The 17690-nt window shown below is 68.8% G+C and carries 15 protein-coding genes; 11 read left to right on the plus strand and 4 right to left on the minus strand.

Annotated features, from left to right (window positions below; translation table 11 throughout):
* The first annotated feature begins 3 nt into the window (after positions 1-3).
* Genes BJ987_RS33145 through BJ987_RS33155 form a run of 3 tightly spaced genes read left to right on the plus strand, consistent with a single transcriptional unit; the run spans position 4 to position 3346 of the window.
* A complete protein-coding gene (locus BJ987_RS33145; RefSeq protein ID WP_209896981.1) occupies positions 4-1377 on the plus strand; it encodes an NtaA/DmoA family FMN-dependent monooxygenase in 1374 nt (457 codons plus the stop codon).
* Positions 1374-2198: a DUF1684 domain-containing protein gene (locus BJ987_RS33150; RefSeq protein ID WP_209896982.1), complete on the plus strand. Its 825-nt coding sequence runs from the start codon at positions 1374-1376 to the stop codon at positions 2196-2198. Before BJ987_RS33145 ends, BJ987_RS33150 begins: the two co-directional genes overlap by 4 nt.
* The gene (locus BJ987_RS33155; RefSeq protein WP_209896983.1) at positions 2195-3346 is read left to right on the plus strand and encodes an LLM class flavin-dependent oxidoreductase; all 1152 of its coding nucleotides are present in this window, start codon (positions 2195-2197) and stop codon (positions 3344-3346) included. Before BJ987_RS33150 ends, BJ987_RS33155 begins: the two co-directional genes overlap by 4 nt.
* 126 nt (positions 3347-3472) lie before the next feature.
* On the opposite strand, the gene BJ987_RS33160 is transcribed toward BJ987_RS33155, so the two are convergent.
* Positions 3473-4444: a methylenetetrahydrofolate reductase gene (locus BJ987_RS33160; RefSeq protein ID WP_209896984.1), complete on the minus strand. Its 972-nt coding sequence runs from the start codon at positions 4442-4444 to the stop codon at positions 3473-3475.
* A 210-nt stretch (positions 4445-4654) separates the two neighbouring features.
* Between BJ987_RS33160 and BJ987_RS33165 the strand changes: the two genes are divergently transcribed.
* From BJ987_RS33165 to BJ987_RS33185, 5 genes are all read left to right on the plus strand, one after another.
* The gene (locus tag BJ987_RS33165) at positions 4655-5833 is read left to right on the plus strand and encodes a polyprenyl synthetase family protein (RefSeq protein WP_209896985.1); all 1179 of its coding nucleotides are present in this window, start codon (positions 4655-4657) and stop codon (positions 5831-5833) included.
* Entirely contained in the window at positions 5830-6036 is a 207-nt protein-coding gene (locus tag BJ987_RS33170; RefSeq protein ID WP_209896986.1) for a hypothetical protein, read from the plus strand. The genes BJ987_RS33165 and BJ987_RS33170 overlap by 4 nt, the downstream gene beginning before the upstream one ends.
* Before the next feature lie 69 nt (positions 6037-6105).
* Positions 6106-7677 (plus strand): phytoene desaturase family protein, encoded by a 1572-nt coding sequence (gene crtI, locus BJ987_RS33175; protein WP_209896987.1) that lies wholly within the window; start codon positions 6106-6108, stop codon positions 7675-7677.
* Positions 7678-7756: 79 nt separating this feature from the next.
* The gene (locus BJ987_RS33180) at positions 7757-9448 is read left to right on the plus strand and encodes an alpha-(1->6)-mannopyranosyltransferase A (RefSeq protein ID WP_209899517.1); all 1692 of its coding nucleotides are present in this window, start codon (positions 7757-7759) and stop codon (positions 9446-9448) included.
* Positions 9445-10344, plus strand: a complete 900-nt coding sequence (locus tag BJ987_RS33185; RefSeq protein ID WP_209896988.1) for a phytoene/squalene synthase family protein — start codon at positions 9445-9447, stop codon at positions 10342-10344. The genes BJ987_RS33180 and BJ987_RS33185 overlap by 4 nt, the downstream gene beginning before the upstream one ends.
* A 192-nt stretch (positions 10345-10536) precedes the next feature.
* Here the strand turns inward: BJ987_RS33185 and BJ987_RS33190 are convergent, their stop codons facing one another.
* Positions 10537-10905: an Rv2175c family DNA-binding protein gene (locus tag BJ987_RS33190; protein WP_209896989.1), complete on the minus strand. Its 369-nt coding sequence runs from the start codon at positions 10903-10905 to the stop codon at positions 10537-10539.
* Positions 10906-11054: 149 nt separating this feature from the next.
* Here BJ987_RS33190 and pknB point away from each other — a divergent pair, with 149 nt between their 5' ends.
* Entirely contained in the window at positions 11055-13046 is a 1992-nt protein-coding gene (gene pknB, locus BJ987_RS33195) for a Stk1 family PASTA domain-containing Ser/Thr kinase (RefSeq protein ID WP_209896990.1), read from the plus strand.
* Here pknB and BJ987_RS33200 read toward each other — a convergent pair.
* The gene (locus BJ987_RS33200) at positions 13024-13632 is read right to left on the minus strand and encodes a TetR/AcrR family transcriptional regulator (RefSeq protein WP_209896991.1); all 609 of its coding nucleotides are present in this window, start codon (positions 13630-13632) and stop codon (positions 13024-13026) included. The genes pknB and BJ987_RS33200 overlap by 23 nt on opposite strands.
* Before the next feature lie 70 nt (positions 13633-13702).
* On the opposite strand from BJ987_RS33200, the gene asnB reads away from it, so the two are divergent.
* Positions 13703-15541, plus strand: coding sequence for an asparagine synthase (glutamine-hydrolyzing) (gene asnB / locus BJ987_RS33205; protein WP_209896992.1), 1839 nt, complete (start codon positions 13703-13705; stop codon positions 15539-15541).
* A gap of 61 nt (positions 15542-15602) precedes the next feature.
* Here asnB and BJ987_RS33210 read toward each other — a convergent pair whose 3' ends face one another.
* The gene (locus BJ987_RS33210) at positions 15603-16991 is read right to left on the minus strand and encodes a class II 3-deoxy-7-phosphoheptulonate synthase (protein WP_209896993.1); all 1389 of its coding nucleotides are present in this window, start codon (positions 16989-16991) and stop codon (positions 15603-15605) included.
* Positions 16992-17174: 183 nt separating this feature from the next.
* Here BJ987_RS33210 and BJ987_RS33215 point away from each other — a divergent pair, with 183 nt between their 5' ends.
* Positions 17175-17663: a polyadenylate-specific 3'-exoribonuclease AS gene (locus tag BJ987_RS33215; protein ID WP_209899520.1), complete on the plus strand. Its 489-nt coding sequence runs from the start codon at positions 17175-17177 to the stop codon at positions 17661-17663.
* Positions 17664-17690: the final 27 nt, after the last annotated feature.

Genomic DNA, 17690 nt, shown 5'->3' on the forward strand with positions numbered 1-17690 from the left:
CTCATGACCGCGAAATCCCGCAAGCAGATCCACCTCGCCGCACACTTCCCCGGCGTCAACAACACCACCGTCTGGGCCGACCCCGAGTCCAAGAGCCAGATCGAATTCTCCTCGTTCGTACACCTGGCCCGCACGGCCGAACGCGGCCTATTCGATTTCTTCTTCCTCGCCGAGGGGCTGCGGCTCCGCGAACACCGCGACCGCATCCACGACCTGGACGTGGTGGGCCGCCCCGACACCTTCACCGTGCTCAACGCGCTCGCCGGGGTCACCGACAAGCTGGGCCTGGCCGGCACCATCAACACCACCTTCAACGAACCGTTCGAACTGGCCAAACAGTTCGCTTCGCTCGATCACCTCTCGGGCGGCCGGGCGGCATGGAACGCGGTCACCTCGTCGGACGCCTTCACCGGCGAGAACTTTCGCCGCGGCGGCTTTCTGGAGCACAGCCAGCGCTATCAGCGCGCCGCCGAGGTGGTGGCGGCGACCCGGGCACTGTGGGACAGCTGGCCCGACGACGCACCGGTGGTGGATCGCGCGGCGGGCGTGTTCGCACATGATGTCGCCGAAACCGTCTTCCGCAGTTCGCAATTCGACATTTCGGGCCGTTTCGTCCTGCCGCCGAGCCCGCAGGGCTACCCGGTGCAGTTGCAGGCCGGGGATTCCGACGACGGCCGGGAATTCGGGGCGGCCACCGCCGATGCCATCTTCACCGGTCACGGCACCCTCGAAGCCGGACAGCGCTTCTACACCGACATCAAGGGGCGGCTCGCGAAATACGGTCGTACACCGGAGGAATTGAAGATTCTGCCCGCCGCCACCTTCGTGCTCGGCGACACCGAGACCGAGGCGCACGAGCGGGCCCGGCACATCCGCCTGCAACAGGTGGGGCCACAGACCGCCATCGCGTTCCTCGAACAGGTCTGGGGCCGTGACTTTTCCGGCTACGACCCGGACGGCCCGCTGCCCGAGGTCGAACCGGCTGACAATGCCAACATCACCCGCGGGCGGGTGCGGCACGCGAAGGATCCGCGCGCGGTCGCCGAGGCCTGGCGCGCCAAGGCGGCGGCGGAGAAGCTGTCGATCCGCGAACTGATCATCGAGGTCACCGCCCGGCAGCAGTTCATCGGTACGCCCGCTCAGGTGGCCGCGCAGATCGACGAGTACGTGCAGGCCGACGCGGCCGACGGTTTCATCCTCGTCCCGCACCTGACCCCCGGTGGACTCGACGAATTCGTCGACCGCGTCGTCCCGGAGTTGCAGGAGCGCGGCAGTTTCCGCACCGAGTACACCGGGTCGACCCTGCGAGAACACCTCGGCCTGCGCCATCCCCGTCAGTCCCGCCACACCGTCCACGAAGGAGCCCGCGCGTCATGACCACGACCACCAGCACCGCCCCCGCCACCGAATTCGACACCGCCTGGGCGCTGTGGCACCACGCCCGGGAGGAGCAGCTGCGGGACCCGCTGGGCTTCCTGAGCCTCACCGCCCTGCATTGGCTCACCGACCAGCCCGAACGCCTGGACGACCTGCCCGGCACCTGGTGGGTGACCGACAACAAGGTCTTCATCACCGCCCAGCCCGGCGACCGCCTGGAGTTCGACGGCGCGGGCATCGCCGGGGTGCAGATCCTCGCCCCGGCCGAAGGCGCGCCCGGACTCGAAGTGCGGCACGGGGACCGGATCCTCGAGGTGATCCGCCGCACCGGCCACTATGCCGTGCGGGTCCACGATCCGGCGGCACCGGCACTGCTCACCTTCGACGGCATCCCGGCCTACGCACCGGACCCGCGCTGGGTCGTGACCGGCCGCTACCGGCCCTTCGACACGCCGCGCACCCTCACCACCGGCGCGGTCGTCGACGGGCTCGAACATCACCACACCGCCACCGGCACCATCGAATTCACGATCGGCGCGGTCACCGAGCAGGTGGTGGTCTTCGGCCACGGTGACGATCTGCGCGTGCTGTTCACCGACGCGACCAGTGGCGTGACCACCTACCCCGCGGCCCGTGCGCTCTCGATCGGCACGCCGGACCCGGACGGCACGGTCCGGCTGGACTTCAACCGCTCGGCGAACCTCCCGTGCGCCTTCACCGATTTCGCGACCTGCCCGATCGCGCCCGCGCAGAACCGGCTGCGCGTCGCCATCGAGGCGGGCGAGCAGCAGCCGAAGCCGGGGGCGGGTGATCAGCTGTGAGCGTCCCGCTATCGATCCTGGATCTGTCCCCGATCAGTGCCGGCTCCACCCCCCAGCAGGCGCTGCGCAACACCATCGATCTCGCCCAGCACGCCGAACAGTGGGGTTACCACCGGTATTGGCTGGCCGAACACCATTTCGTCTCGGTCGCGAGTTCGTCCTCGATCACCCTGATCGGGCTGGTCGCCGCGGCCACCTCCCGGATCCGGGTCGGGTCGGCGGCGGTTCAGGTGGGTCACCACACCTCGGCGTCGATCGTGGAGGCGTTCGGCACCATCGACGCGCTCTACCCGGGGCGGCTCGATCTCGGGCTGGGACGGTCCGGTCATCGGAGGGCGCAATTCGGTGCGGAGCCGACCCATCCCAAGCGCGAGCGGCCGCTGGTGGACACCGCGACCGGACGCACCGAGGTCCGCGACGGTGTGGTGATACCGCCGCCGTTCGATCCCCGGCGGGTCGCGGATCGCTCGAAGTATCTCGCGGGCCTGCACGCGCTGCATCAGGAGGGCGCGCAACCGCAGGACTTCGCCGAACAGGTAGACGACATCCGCGCGCTACTGGCGGGCACCTACCGGACGCCGGACGGGTTCGCGCTGCACGCGGTCCCGGGCGAAGGCGCGCAGGTCGAGGTGTGGTTGTTCGGCAGTTCGGCGGGGGTGAGCGCGGAAATCGCCGGCCGCCTCGGTCTTCCGTTCGCGGCGGCCTACCACGTCGCGCCGGGGACCGCGCTGGACGCGGTCGAGTCCTACCGCGCGGCTTTCCAGCCCTCGGCGCAGCTGGCCGAGCCGTACGTGGTGGTCTCGGCGGACGTCGTGGTTGCCGAAACAGACACGGCCGCAAAACATTTGGCGTCCACCTACGGCCATTGGGTGCACGGCATCCGGAGCGGGGCGGGCGCGCCGGAATACCCCGATCCCGGCACCGCCGGGCCGCTCACGGCCGATCAGGCTCGCTTGGTGGCGGACCGGACGACGACCCAATTCGTCGGTTCGCCCAACACGGTGAGCGAGCGCCTGGCCGCACTGCAGCGGGTCAGCGGCGCGGACGAACTGCTGGTCACCAGCGTCACCCATGCGCACGCCGACCGGCTGGAGTCGCACCGGTTGCTCGCCGAGGCCTGGAGCGTTCGCGCCGCCCGCGCCGCCTGAGCCCTGCGCGCGATGCCCAGACCCTTTGCGGGGCCTGGGCATTCGTGTGCAGGGCCACTGGGGCGTGGCGCCGAATGACCGGCGCGTTCTGTTCCGGCAGCAACCAGGCGCAGGGGATTCGGAGCCTCAGGCGCTGAGCGGCGCGGCCGTCACGCCGTATCCCAGGTTGGTGAGCACCTCGCTGGTCGCCTTCGCGAAATTCAGGGTGATGAAGTGCAGGCACGGCGCGCCCTCGTCGATCAGACGCTGCCCCATCTCGGTCGCGATCTCGATGCCGACCTCGCGCACCGCCGCCCGGTTCTCCTCCGAACCGTCACCGGCGGCCCGGTGCAACCGCTCCAGGACGTGTCCGGGCAGCGGACGGCCGCACAGCTCCTCGGCGCGCGCGACGGTGCGCAGCGAGGTGACGGGCATCAACTCGGGAATGATCGGCTTCTCCGCCTCGACCGGGTCGAACGCGGCCAGCCGATCCCGCAGGCGCAGATAGTGTTCGACGTCGAAGAACATCTGGGTGATCGAATACTCCGCCCCCGCGCGCAGCTTCGCGGCCAGGAACTCGGTGTCGTGCTCCAGGCTCGGCGACCGGTGATGGCCCTGCGGGAACGAGGCGACCCCGACATGGAAGTCGCCGAGATCGCGCACGATGCGCACCAGTTCCTCGGCGTATGCCACGCCCTGCGGGTGTTTTTCCCACTCGCCCAGCGGATCGCCCGGCGGATCACCGCGCAGCACCAGGATGTTCTTGATTCCCGAGTCGGCGTAAGCACCGACCAGTGAGCGCAACTCGGCGACGCTGTGCCCGACCGCGGTCAGGTGGGCCACCGGCAGCAGAATCGTCTCCTGTGCCAGCTGACCGGTCACCCGCACGGTGCGGTCGCGCGTGGACCCGCCCGCGCCATAGGTCATGGACACGAAGGCGGGATGCATGCGCTCGAATTCGCGCACCGCTCGCCACAGCCGGGCCTCGGCGGCGGCGTCGCGCGGCGGGTTGAATTCCACCGAGAACGGCACGGCACGGCCCCCCTGCGCCCGCAAGCTCTGTACAACCGAAGGGGTTCCAGAGACGTTCGGTGGCCGCCGCAAGTCATCGAAAGTCACCGGTCCAGTGTAGGGGGACCTGCACGTTCGACCTATTTCCTCCCAAATGGCGGGAAAAAGAGGGAACCCGCGCGACGCCGGTCAGCAGGGGCGCGCGTATCATTTTACTGGGCAGTACCCTCGCGGTGACCTGGTTGATATCCCGCCTCGGCCCCGAGCCCAAAACACCGACTTCCGCCGTGCTGGCACCAGTGCGGCCCGTGATCCACCTTGGAGGATGCCCTGTCCGCCGGACCAGGTACCCCGACCAGAACCCTGCCGTCGGCGGCCAACGGATCAGCCGAGGTGCACGGGGCGGCCTCCGCTACTCCCCAACTGGGCACACCCGGTTTCGTCACCGCCGTGGAAAAGGCTCTCACCGAGTTCTTCGCCGCCAAGCGCGCGACCGTCGACCCGCTGGGCGTCCCGTTCATCGAATCCGCCGAAGCGCTCGAGTTGTTCGTGCTGCGCGGCGGCAAACGCACCCGTCCGGCTTTCGCCTGGACCGGGTGGCTCGGCGCGGGCGGGACTTCGGACAGCCCCGAGGCAACCGCGGTACTGAGCGCCTGCGCCGCACTCGAACTGGTGCAGGCCTGCGCGCTGATCCACGACGACATCATCGACTCCTCCCGCACCCGCCGCCGTTTTCCGACCGTGCACGTCGACTTCGAACAGCGGCACCGCGAACGCGGCTGGGCCGGGGACTCCGCGCACTTCGGCAGCAGTGTCGCCATCCTCATCGGGGATCTGGCCCTGGCCTGGGCCGACGACATGGTCCACGCCTCCGGCCTGGACGACGCCGCCATCGGCCGATTCGCCCCGGTGTGGGCGCTGATGCGCACCGAGGTGCTGGGCGGGCAGTTGCTCGACATCAACGGTGAAGCCGGCGGCGACGACTCGGTCGAGGCCGCGCTGCGCATCAACCGGTACAAGACCGCCGCCTATACCGTGGAGCGGCCGTTGCACCTGGGCGCCGCCATCGCCGACGCCGACGCCGGACTGTTCGAGGCCTACCGCGAGTACGGCACCGATATCGGCATCGCCTTCCAGCTGCGCGACGACCTGCTCGGCGTCTTCGGCGACCCGGCCGTCACCGGCAAACCCTCCGGCGACGATCTGCGCGAAGGCAAGCGCACGGTGCTGCTCGCCGAGGCCCTGCGCCGCGCCGACGCCACCGACGTCGCCGCCGCGAAACTGTTGCGCACCAGCATCGGCACCGATTTGAGTGCCGACGACGTGGAGCGCCTGCGCGCCGTGCTCACCGAGCTCGGCGCGGTCGACGAGGTGGAAACCCGCATCGCCGACCTCACCGAACGCGGCCTCGCCGCTATCGACAACTCATCCGCCACCGAATCCGCGAAACAGTCATTGCGCGCGATGGCACTCGCCGCAACCAGGAGGACCGCATGAAAGCCGTTGTGGGACCAGCCGATCGAGTAATCACCGTCGGCACGGGCCCCGCCCCGCGCACGACCGGCAAGCGTCGTGGGAAGAGTTTCGTTCTCACCGAGCGCCGGATCATGATGGGTGCGGCGCTGCCCACTCGCCGTGCCATCCGACTACCGAAGTCCTGCGCCGCGACGGCGACCGCCGACGAACAGACCGGCGAATAATCTGACAGTCCGAATACCTCCGGCCACCCGCGGTGGTCGGAGGTATCGGCATGCGCTGAGGAGATTTCGATGAAAACCGTTGCGGGACCGACTGACCGGGTCGTCGTGGTGGGCGCAGGTCTGTCCGGGCTCGCGGCGGCGCTCTACCTGACCGGTGCCGGGCGCACGGTGACCTTGCTGGAGCGGGCCGATCATGTCGGCGGACGGGTCGGCGTCCATCGCGGGCCCGATTACGAGATCGACTCCGGCGCAACAGTTTTGACTTTGCCCGAATTGGTCACCGATGCGCTGGCCGCGGTAGGACGCACTCCCGAGTCCTGTTCACTGCGGATCCATCGGCTCGCACCGAGCTATCACGCGCGGTTCGCCGACGGCGCCGACATCCGGGTGTTCGCCGACGCCGAAACCATGGCCGCGGAAGTCGCCCGGGTCTGCGGACCGGCCGAGGCGCGACGCTACCGGCGGCTACGCGACTGGCTAGCGCGGATCTACGCCGCCGAGTTCACCGAATTCATGGACACCAACTTCGACTCCCCGCTGGACATGGTGCGGGAGCCGCGCAAACGCGCCGCCTTGCTGGACCTGGTGCGACTCGGCGGTTTCGGCCGCCTCGGCGCTCGGGTCGGACAGATCCTCGGGGACCGGCGACTGGCGCGGTTGTTCACCTTCCAGGCGCTGTACGCGGGCCTGCCGCCCGCCGAAGCGCTCGCGGTATACGGCGCGATCCCGCATATGGACACCTCGCTCGGTGTGTACTTCCCCGAGGGCGGCATGCGGGCGGTCGCCGCCGCGATGGCGGCGGCCTTCACCGACGCGGGCGGCACCCTCGAACTGGACACCGAAGTCGTCGGGATCGACTACGCGGGCCGGCGCGCCCGGCGCGTCTGCACCGCCGACGGGCGGGCCATCGACTGCGACGCCGTCGTGCTGACCGCCGACCTCGGTTCGATCGAACGGTTCGGCGTCCGCCGCCGGCGGTGGCTGCGCGCCTCCCCCTCGGCCGTCGTCGCGCACGGCACCGTTCCGGCCGAGGTCGCCGCGCGGTGGCCGGTGCAGGCGCACCACACCATCGACTTCGGCGCGGCCTGGGACGCCACCTTCGCTGAGCTCACCGCCCGCCGCGGCCGGTTGATGAGCGATCCGTCGCTGTTGCTGACCCGGCCCGCGCTGACCGATCCCGACCTGTTCATCGACCGCCCGGACGGCAGGCACGAACCGTTCTCGCTGCTGGCGCCGTGCCCCAATCTGGTTGCCGCGCCGCTGGATTGGGAGCGAATCGGGCCGTCCTACCTGCGCGAGCTGCTGGCGGTGCTGGAGCAGCGCGGCTACACCGGCATCACCGCGCACTTCACCGTGGACCATCTCGACACGCCGCGCACCTGGCAGGCCAAGGGCATGCTGGCGGGCACGCCGTTCTCGGCCGCGCACGTCTTCCGACAGACCGGTCCGTTCCGTCCGCGCAACTTCCCGGCCTCCAGCGACAACGTGGTTATCGCGGGTTGCGGCACCGTCCCGGGCGTCGGCGTGCCCACGGTGCTGCTGTCCGGAAAACTGGCGGCAACCCGGATTACCGGCGACGTGTCGCCTGCTTCGGGTGAAACCGCACCTACCATGGCGCTAGGGTTCCCAGCGAAGCATTAAACTGATCGCCGACCTATTCGCTCGCGGTTGCGACCGCTGACCTTGCCGGGGGGACCGACACCACATGGCATCCCCGGACATGCGCGTCACCCCCGACACTCCGGCCCTCGGCGACCAGTTGCCAGGTCGCTCGACAGACTCAGCCCCCACGGGCACCGTGCAGCCGCCCCCGGCACCGCGACCCGCGCGGTCCCGGATGCAGGCCTACGCCGACTTCGTCCGCAGTCCCGAAGGCCACGCGGCCCTCATGGGTTTCGTCGGCGCCATCATGATCACCTTCGGCGGCTTCGGCGCGGGCAGCGTGCGCAAGGTCGACCCGCTGCTGGAATCCTGGCACCTGTCGTGGCTACGTTTCGGGCACGGGCTGGTGCTGTCGAGCATGTTCGTCTGGATCGGCGTGCTGCTCATGATCACCGCGTGGGTCCGGCTGGGCCGCACCACCATCGGCATGAGCGAGCGGCCCGGCGCCGAGGTGACCCTGAACGAGTTGCGCGCGATCGTCGGCATCTGGATCTTCCCGCTGCTGTTCGCGGCGCCCATGTTCAGCCGCGACGCCTACTCCTACCTGGCCCAGGGCGCGCTGCTGCGGGACGGCTTCGACCCCTACAGCGTCGGGCCGGTCGCCAATCCGGGTGTGCTGCTGGACAACGTGAGCCCGGTCTGGACCACCACCACCGCGCCCTACGGCCCGATCTTCCTGCTGCTCGCCCGCGGCATCACCGCGATCACCGGTGACAACGTGGTCGCGGGCACCATCGGCCTGCGCCTGGTGATGCTGCCCGGTCTGGCGCTGATGATGTGGGCGGTGCCCTATCTGACCAAGCACCTCGGCGGTAAGCCGACGGTCGCGCTGTGGCTGGCGGTGCTCAATCCGCTGGTGCTGATCCACCTGATCGGCGGCGTGCACAACGAAATGCTCATGGTCGGGCTGATGTGCGCGGGCATCGCGCTGGTGCTGGAGCGTCATCATGTGGCGGGCATCGTGGTGGTCGCCATCGGTGTCGCGATCAAGGCGACCGCGGGTATCGCGTTGCCCTTCCTGGTGTGGATCTGGATGCTGCACGAGAAGGAGAAACGCGCCGCCGAGCGCCTGGGTAAGGCGGCCGACGATCCGGACCTAGTGGATCCGGATGCGGCCCGGCCGTCACCCGACATGCCGCATCCGGCGTTCGTCTTCGCCAAGATCGCGGGCTTGGGCCTGCTCGTCTTCGCGGCCGTGTTCGCGGCGGCCTCGCTGATCGCGGGTGTCGGCATCGGCTGGCTGCAAGCGCTGCAAGGCTCGAACAAGATCATCAACTGGCTCTCGCTGCCGACCGTCCTCGCGCACATGGTCACCTGGGTGACCCCGCTCGGCTTCCCGCCGGTGCTCGACGTGACCCGCCTGATGTGCGAGATCCTGATGGTGCTGTTGCTGGTGCTGACCTGGTGGCGGTTCCGGCACAGCGAACGTGAAGCCGTGCTGGGCATCATGATCGCGTTCGTCGCGATCGTCATCCTCTCCCCGGCCGCGCTGCCCTGGTACTACTCCTGGCCGCTGGCGCTGGCCGCCGGCTTCGCCCTGTCCACCACGACACTGATGGTGCTGGTCGGCCTGTGTACCTGGCTGATGCTGGTGTTCCAGCCGGACGGCTCGATCGGGCTCTACAACTTCCCGCACGTGGCGGCCGCCATCTTCGCCGCCGTGGTGGCGGCGATGTCACTGCGCAAGGTCGACCCGCTGCGATTGCGCGCCACCCCGCCGCCGGTGGAAGCCCCCGCCGCACGGGCATGAGGTCCGCGTCGCTGGAGTCCGCTTATCGGGAATGCGGGCGGATCGCCGCAGCGCACGGGCGCACCTACTTCCTGGCCACCAGATTGCTGGCCGCCTCGCGACGACCCGCCGTACACGCGCTGTACGCGTTCGCCCGGATGGTGGACGACATCGTCGACCACGCGCAGCGGCCCCCGACCGAACCCGCGGGCGCGGTCGACCTGATCGAAAAGCGGCTGCGCACCGCCCTGGAACAGGGACCTGAGACTGTCGCCGACGCCCCCGTGCTGCTCGCCCTGACCGACACCATCACACGGTACGACATTGCGCCCCAGCACTTCTGGACGTTCCTGGACTCCATGCGCATGGACATCCCCGGCTCCGCGCACTACCGCGACCGCTACGCCACCATGGCCGAACTCCGCGAATACATGCGCGGTTCCGCGGCGGCCATCGGCCTGCAACTACTACCGGTCCTCGGTACGGTCGTCCCCCGCGCCGAGGCCGAACCGGCCGCCGCGGCCCTCGGCGAAGCCTTCCAGCTCACCAATTTCCTGCGCGATGTCGGCGAAGACCTGGACCGCGGCCGAATCTACCTACCGCTCGACGAGCTCACCGCCTTCGGCGTAGACCAAGACCTGCTACTGCACTGCCGGCACACCGGCCACACCGACCAGCGACTCCGCCGCGCCCTAGCGCACCTGATCGCCGTCAACCGCGACCTCTACCGCCGCGCCGACCCCGGCATAGACCTGCTCGACCCGCGCGTCCGCCCCGCCATCCGCACCGCCAGCACCCTCTACGCCGCCATCCTCACCGAAATCGAGCACCACGACTACACCGTCTTCAACACCCGCGCCGTAGTCCGCCGCCACCACCGCCTCCGCGTAGCCGCAAACCACTTCATCCTGCGCTGACGCAAACGCCGTCGCCCACACCCCCGATGCCTCCGTCAAAGAAATGAACCCCAACGGAGGGAGCCTTACGACCGACCCGTTCGCGGCCGTCTCGCGTCCGAGCGGTCGAAGCGCATGCGCCGCAGGCGCGAGTCTCGACCGCTCGGACGCGAGACATCAGTGGCCGCGAACCCGCGGCGCCCGCGCCGCCAACTAGAACGGATCGGCGGCCGCGCGGCGGATCACTTCACGGGCCAGCGGGCCGTGCAGGGCCTCGATCGGCTTGCCGGGCAGGCTGTCGTCGTCGGTGAAGATCCACTCCAGGATCTCCTCGTCGGTGTATTTCGCGTCCTTCATCACGGTGATCAACCCGGGCAGATGCTTGGTGACGCCGCCGGCCGGGTCGAAGAAGATCTCGGGGACGCCTGCGACACCGTCGCGGCGCAGCGCGAGCAGTTGGTGGTCGCGCAGCATCTGATGTACTCGGGTCACCGAGATCCCGAGCTTGTCGGCCACTTCTGGCAGTGGCAGCAAGGTCACCGACTCCGGAAGAACATCATCACTGCAGGGAAATGCACTCACCCCGATAACGGTAGACGGTGTCCCCGCGCAGGTCGCGAGACACCCGGGTGTTCCCGAAAAACCGTCGCGGCCGCCCGGGATACCGGCTCGGGCACAGTTACCATCGTGGGGGCCGCACGGAGCGGACGACTTGTTTTGGAGGACATCACGTGATCGGGCAGATCCTGGAGGGGCGCTACCGGATTGACGCGCCGATCGCGCGAGGCGGGATGTCGATGGTCTTCCGCGGGGTCGATACCCGGCTGGACCGCCCGGTCGCGATCAAGGTGATGGATCCCAAGTTCGCCGGTGACCCGCAGTTCCTGTCGCGTTTCGAATTCGAGGCGCGCGCGGTGGCCAAACTCAAGCATCCGTCGCTGGTCGGCGTGTACGACCAGGGCGTGGACGGCGACTATCCGTTTCTGATCATGGAGCTGGTGGAGGGCGGCACGCTGCGGGAGCTGCTGCGCGAGCGGGGCCCGATGCCGCCGCACGCGGTGCGCGCGGTCGCCCAGCCCGTCCTCGAAGCGATCGGTGTCGCGCACGCGGCGGGGCTGGTGCATCGCGATATCAAACCCGAGAACGTGCTGATCTCCGACAACGGTGACGTGAAGATCGCCGACTTCGGCCTGGTCCGGGCGGTGGCGGCGGCCAACACCACCTCGGCGAGCGTGATCCTGGGTACCGCGGCGTATCTGTCGCCGGAGCAGGTGACGTCCGGGTCGGCCGATTCGCGCAGTGACGTCTACTCGTTCGGCGTGCTGATCTTCGAGCTGCTGACGGGGAAGGTGCCGTTCACCGGGGATACCTCGATCTCGGTGGCGTACCAGCGCATCGAGAACGATGTGCCGAGCCCGAGTGAGTTCATCGCGGGCGTACCGCCGGAGTTCGACGATCTCGTCGCTCGCGCCACCGCCCGGGATCCCCTGCATCGGTACGCCGACGCGACCGAAATGGCGGCCGCGCTGCGGACCATCGCCCAGGATCTGCAGTTGCCGCCGTACCGGGTGCCCGCGCCGCAGGAGTCGGCCGAACACCTCAGCGCGGGCTTCACCTCGGTCGCCGATCTGAGCAGTCGCGACGCGACGCCGCAGCCGCAGTACATACCCGAACCCCAGCACACCAAGGTGGTCACCGCGGCGCGTCCGCGAGTGCCCGACTACGGGCCGGACGGCTACGACGACGGCTACGGCTACGCCCCGGACCACGGATACGGCGCCACCGAGGTGCACGAGTATGTGCCGCCGCACCGTCCGGCCGCGGCCCAGCCCTACACCGATCCGGTGAAATCGCGGCGCACCGCGCTGGTGTGGGCCGCGATCGTGGTGGCCTTGACCCTGCTGGTCGGCATCGGCGGCTGGTGGCTCGGCGTCGGGCGCTATTCGCCGGTCCCGCCCGTCGCCGGAATGACCGCCGAGCAGGCGACGGCGGCGTTGCGGGACGCCGGATTCGACAGCGAGACAAGGCAGAAGGCCTCCGACACCATCCCGCTCGGCGGCGTGGTCGGCACCGACCCGTCCGCCGGGTCCAAGGTGACCAAGGGCTCCACCGTCGCGGTGCTGATCTCCAGTGGCAAACCACGCGTGCCCGACGTGCAGCCCGGCGCCGACGTCAAGAAGGTCAATCAGCTGATCCGCGACGCCGGACTCCAGCCCATCGACGCCGGTGAGGTCGGAAGTCAGCTGCCCAAGGGCAGTCTGGCGCGCGTCGAGCCCGGCGTCGGCACGGTGCTGCCGATGGGCGCGCAGGTGAAGGTGTACCGGAGCAACGGCGCGCCGCCGGTGAAACTGCCCGACGTCCGCGGCAAGACCGTCGAAGAGGCGACGACAGCGCTGACCAAGGCCGGTATCAAGGTGAAAGGTCAGCGCACCGAGTTCGACAAGAGCATCGAGGCCGGCCAGGTGGTCAGCACCGATCCCGAGGCCGGAACCACGGTGAACTCCGGTGATTCGGTGACGCTGATCGTGTCCGACGCGGTGAAGATCCCGCTGGTGATCGGCTCCAGCGTCGGTGACGCGCGGCAGAAGCTGGTGGCGCTCGGATTCAAGGTGCAGGTGCAGTCACTGACCAATTCCGATACCTCCGTGGTGATCGGTCAGAGTCCCGGCGCGGGTGGCCGAGCCGAACCGGGCAGCACGATCACGCTGACCGCACTCCCCTGAATCGACGCGCTACCTCGCTGATCGCCTTGCGCACCGCGGGCTCGAGTGGTTGCTCCGCCGCGATCGCGGCGCGCATCGCCGCCATGCCCGCACCGGTGAAGGCGCCTACCAGGATCGCGGCGTGCAGTTCGTCTAATTCATCGGGAAAGATCCTGCGCAACTGCCCCGCCATCCGGTGCTGGACGTCGAACAGCCGCCCCAGCGAAGTGGCGTGCAGCGCGGGCACGGTGACGACCAAACGGGCGCGCTGCTGTTCGAGTCCGTCCGGATCGCGCTGCTGCTCGGCGGCGAGCATGCTTTCGAAGGCGCGCGCCACGGCGTCGGCGGGCGTGTCCTCCGGTCGGCGCCGAGCCAGCTCGGCCATACCCGCTTCGGCGATATGGGATCGATCGCCGAAGACCAGATCCTCTTTCGTGCCGAAGTAGTTGAAGAAGGTGCCGGGCGAGACCTCGGCGGCGCGGGCGATCTCGGTGATCGTGGTGGCGTCGTATCCCTTCTCTTCGAACAGTTCGTACGCGGCCAGCAGCAAGCTGCGGCGCGTGCGTTCCTTCTTGACTTCCCGTAATCCGGTCTCTGCACTGCGCACTGACCCAGACTACTACATCGACTACAAATCTATAGTTGCTTTATTTTTGTAGCCGCTTCATTATTTGGATATGTGCGGAATCACTGGATGGGTGTCATACGAGCAAGATCTGACCGGATCGCGCGCGGTCCTCGCGGCGATGACCGCGACAATGGGTGCGCGAGGTCCCGACGCCGGCGGACTGTGGGTCGAAGGCCCTGCCGCCCTGGGTCACCGGCGCCTCGCGATCATCGATATCGCAGGCGGAACGCAGCCGATGACCGTCGACACCCCCGACGGTCCGATAGTGCTGGTGTATTCGGGCGAGGCCTACAACTTCACCGAACTGCGCGCGGAACTGCGAAACCGTGGCCACCACTTTCGCGGCCGCTCGGACACCGAGGCCGTGCTGCGCGGCTATCTGGAGTGGGGTGACGCCGTCGCCGAACGGCTGATCGGCATGTTCGCCCTGGCGATCTGGGACGCGCGAACGCAGCGGCTGGTGCTGATCCGGGACCAGCTCGGCATCAAACCGCTCGTTCTCCTACCAACCCGCGACGGCGTGCTGTTCGGTTCGGAACCGAAGGCGATCCTGGCGAATCCACTGGCTCGCGCCGCGGTCGGGCTGGACGGCCTGCGCGAGCTGTTCACCCTGATCACCGACCCGGCCACCGCCGTATGGCACGGCATGCGGCAGGTCGAGCCGGGCACCATCGTCACCGTGGACCGGGACGGCCTGCGCGAGACCCGCTACTGGACACTGCGCACCGCCGAACACACCGACGACCTCGGCGCGACGATCGCGACGGTCCGCGAGCTGCTCCATGACAGCGTCCAGCGGCAACTCGTCGCCGACGTGCCGCTGTGCACTTTGCTCTCCGGCGGCTTGGACTCCTCGGCGATCACCGCGCTGGCGGCCCGGCAATTGCGCCGGAGCGGGGAATCGGTGCGCAGCTTCACGGTCGAATTCGCCGGGCAGCGCGAAGATTTCGTAGCCGACGAATGGCGCAGCACCCTCGACGCACCGTTCGCGGACGAGGTCGGCCGGCATGTCGGCGCACACCATCACACCCTGGTGATCGACCCCGCCGAACTGGCCGCGCCCGAGGTTCGCGCGGCGGTGGTCGCGGCGCGGGACCTGCCGCTGGGCCTCGGCGATTCGGACGCGTCGCTGTATCTGCTGTCGCGTGCCGTGCGCGAACGGTCGACGGTCGCGCTGTCCGGGGAATCCGCGGACGAGGTCTTCGCGGGTTACCGCTGGTTCCATGATTCCGCGTTGCGCGACGCCGACACCTTCCCCTGGATGGCCGCGATGCCCCGAGACCTCACCCGGCGCACCACGCTGCTGCGACCGGACTTGGTGCGCGCTTTGGCGCTGGACGACTATGTGCGCGACCAGTATCGGACCGCGCTGGCGCGGGTCGAGCCGCTGCCCGGCGAGGCGCCGCTGGACGCGCGGATGCGCCAGATCTCGCATCTGCACATCACCCGGTTCTTGCGGGCGATGCTCGACCGGAAGGACCGGATGAGCATGGCGGTCGGCCTGGAGGTACGCGTACCGCTCTGCGACCACCGCCTCGTCGAATACCTGTACAACGTCCCCTGGGCATTGAAGTCGCATGACGGCCGGGAGAAGAGCCTGCTGCGTTCGGCCACGGCCGAGTTGCTGCCGCGGTCGGTGATCGAACGGGTGAAATCGCACTATCCGATCACCCAGGACGCGGCGTATGTGCGCGCGCTGCAGCAGCAGGCGGCGCAGGTGCTCGCCGAGGACCACCGGGTGCTGGAAATCATGGACGCGGCCGCGGTCCGCAAGCTCGTCGGCCGTGACGTCGGCGGTGTCGGGTTGCCCGACCGGATCGGGCTGGAACAGTTCCTCGATTTGGCGGTGTGGCTCGACCGGTATCAGCCACAGCTGCTACTGACCTGAGCCCGCACGCGAAGCGGGGCACCGGGTCGAAACCCGGTGCCCCGCTTCGTGAAACCCGTTGTCAGCGCAGCATTTCCGCGACCAAGAAGGCCAGCTCCAGTGACTGCTGGGTGTTCAGGCGCGGATCGCACGCCGTCTCGTAGCGGTCGTTGAGATCCAGATCCGAGATGTCCTGCGCGCCACCGAGGCATTCGGTGACGTCCTCGCCGGTGAGCTCGATGTGCAGGCCGCCCGGGTGGGTGCCCAGCGCGTGATGCACCTCGAAGAAGCCCTGCACCTCGTCGACGATGCGGTCGAAATGCCTGGTCTTGAAACCGGTCGACGCCTCGTGGGTGTTGCCGTGCATCGGGTCGCACTGCCAGATCACCTGGTGGCCGGTGGCCTGTACCTTCTCGATGATCGGCGGCAGTGCGTCCCGAACCTTGCCGTTGCCCATGCGCGAGACGATCGTCAACCGGCCCGGCTCGTTGTTCGGGTCCAGCCGTTCCACATACTCCACCGCCTGTTCCGGGGTGGTGGTGGGCCCGATCTTCAAGCCGATCGGGTTCGCCAGCAATTCCGCGAAAGCGATGTGCGCACCGTCGAGTTGACGGGTGCGCTCCCCGATCCAGAGGAAATGCGCCGACAGGTCGTACAGCGCCGGCTCGCCGGTGGCCGGGTTCTCGCCGAGCCGCAGCATGGCGCGCTCGTAATCGAGCACCAGCGCCTCGTGACTGGCGTAGATGCGCGCGGCCTGCAGGCTCGGATCGTTGACCCGGCAGGCGTTCATGAACGCCAGACCGCGGTCGATCTCCTCGGCCAAGGCTTCGTAGCGGGCGCCGGCGGGTGACTGCGCCACGAAGTCCCGGTTCCAGTCGTGCACCTTGTGCAGGTCGGCCATGCCGGCGCTGGTCAGCGCGCGCACCAGATTCATCGCGGCGCTGGCGTTGGCGTAGGCGCGGACCAGGCGAGACGGATCGTGCGCGCGCAGCTTCTCGTCGGCGACCAGCGAGTTCACCATGTCACCGCGATAGGAGGTCAAACCCAGCGAATCGGTGTCCGACGAGCGCGGCTTGGCGTACTGACCAGCGATCCGCGCGACCTTCACCACCGGCAGGCTGGCGCCGTAGGTCAGCACCACCGCCATCTGCAACAGCGTGCGGATGTTGCCACGGATGTGCGGCTCGGTGTTGTCGGCGAAGGTTTCCGCGCAGTCACCGCCCTGCATGAGGAAGGCCTCGCCGCGCGCCACCTCGGCGAGCCGCTCGCGCAGCTCCTCCACCTCGGCGGGCACACAGATCGGCGGCACACTCTCCAGCACGGTGCGCATCTTCGCCGCCTGCTCGGGATCCCACGACGGCTGCTGCAGCGCGGGACGGGCCAGCGCCGCGTCCAGACGTCTGCGCAGCTCCACGGGCAGCGGCGGCAGTTCCGGCAAGCGGTCGATGGGTACGTCGACGGTCCAGTTCACGAGATTCAGAATACGGACACCCCCAAGTGGCAGATAGCCGGAGGTAGGCGGAAATCGCCACATCCTTGGTGTCGGGAATTTCCACCTCGGAGGGGCTTGCGGCAAACCGTCCGCGTACTCCACATAGGGTTGGCGGAGCGGCACATGCCACCAACAGCACGAGCACGGAGAGAGGCGATCTCGCTGCGGTACTTCTATGACTGCGAATTCGTTGAGGACGGGGTGACGATCGATCTCGTCTCGATCGGCGTCGTCTGCGAGGACGGACGCGAATATTACGCGGTATCAACCGAATTCGATCCGGAGCGGGCCGGGCCGTGGGTTCGCAAGTACGTGCTGCCGCAGCTACCGCCGCGCACGTCACCGCTGTGGCGAAGCCGCGAGCAGATCCGCGACGACCTCTACCGATTCCTGGTCCCCCGCCCCACCGTGCAGCCCGAACTGTGGGCCTGGGTCGCCGCCTACGATCACGTGGCGCTGTGCCAGCTCTGGGGTTCCATGGTCGATCTGCCCAACACCCTCCCCCGCTACACCAACGAACTGCGCCAGCACTGGGAAGCGCACGGCCGTCCCGACCTCCCCCCGGTCCCGCCGGACGCCCACGACGCCCTCGCCGACGCGCGCCACAACCTGGCCAAGTTCGAGGCCATCGAAGCGGCCCGCCGCCGCTGACCACTCCAAAGCGAAGGCCCCGAGTCG

The sequence above is a fragment of the Nocardia goodfellowii genome (assembly GCF_017875645.1).
GTDB classification, from domain to species: domain Bacteria; phylum Actinomycetota; class Actinomycetes; order Mycobacteriales; family Mycobacteriaceae; genus Nocardia; species Nocardia goodfellowii.

Bases quoted from the DNA above. Each gene is read 5' to 3' on its own strand.
- BJ987_RS33145 (WP_209896981.1), top strand. From the start codon at position 4: ATGACCGCGAAATCCCGCAAGCAGATCCACCTCGCCGCACACTTCCCC.
- BJ987_RS33150 (WP_209896982.1), top strand. From the start codon at position 1,374: ATGACCACGACCACCAGCACCGCCCCCGCCACCGAATTCGACACCGCC.
- BJ987_RS33170 (WP_209896986.1), top strand. From the start codon at position 5,830: ATGAAAGCCGTTGTGGGACCAGCCGATCGAGTAATCACCGTCGGCACG.
- crtI (WP_209896987.1), top strand. From the start codon at position 6,106: ATGAAAACCGTTGCGGGACCGACTGACCGGGTCGTCGTGGTGGGCGCA.
- BJ987_RS33180 (WP_209899517.1), top strand. From the start codon at position 7,757: ATGCGCGTCACCCCCGACACTCCGGCCCTCGGCGACCAGTTGCCAGGT.
- BJ987_RS33185 (WP_209896988.1), top strand. From the start codon at position 9,445: ATGAGGTCCGCGTCGCTGGAGTCCGCTTATCGGGAATGCGGGCGGATC.
- asnB (WP_209896992.1), top strand. From the start codon at position 13,703: ATGTGCGGAATCACTGGATGGGTGTCATACGAGCAAGATCTGACCGGA.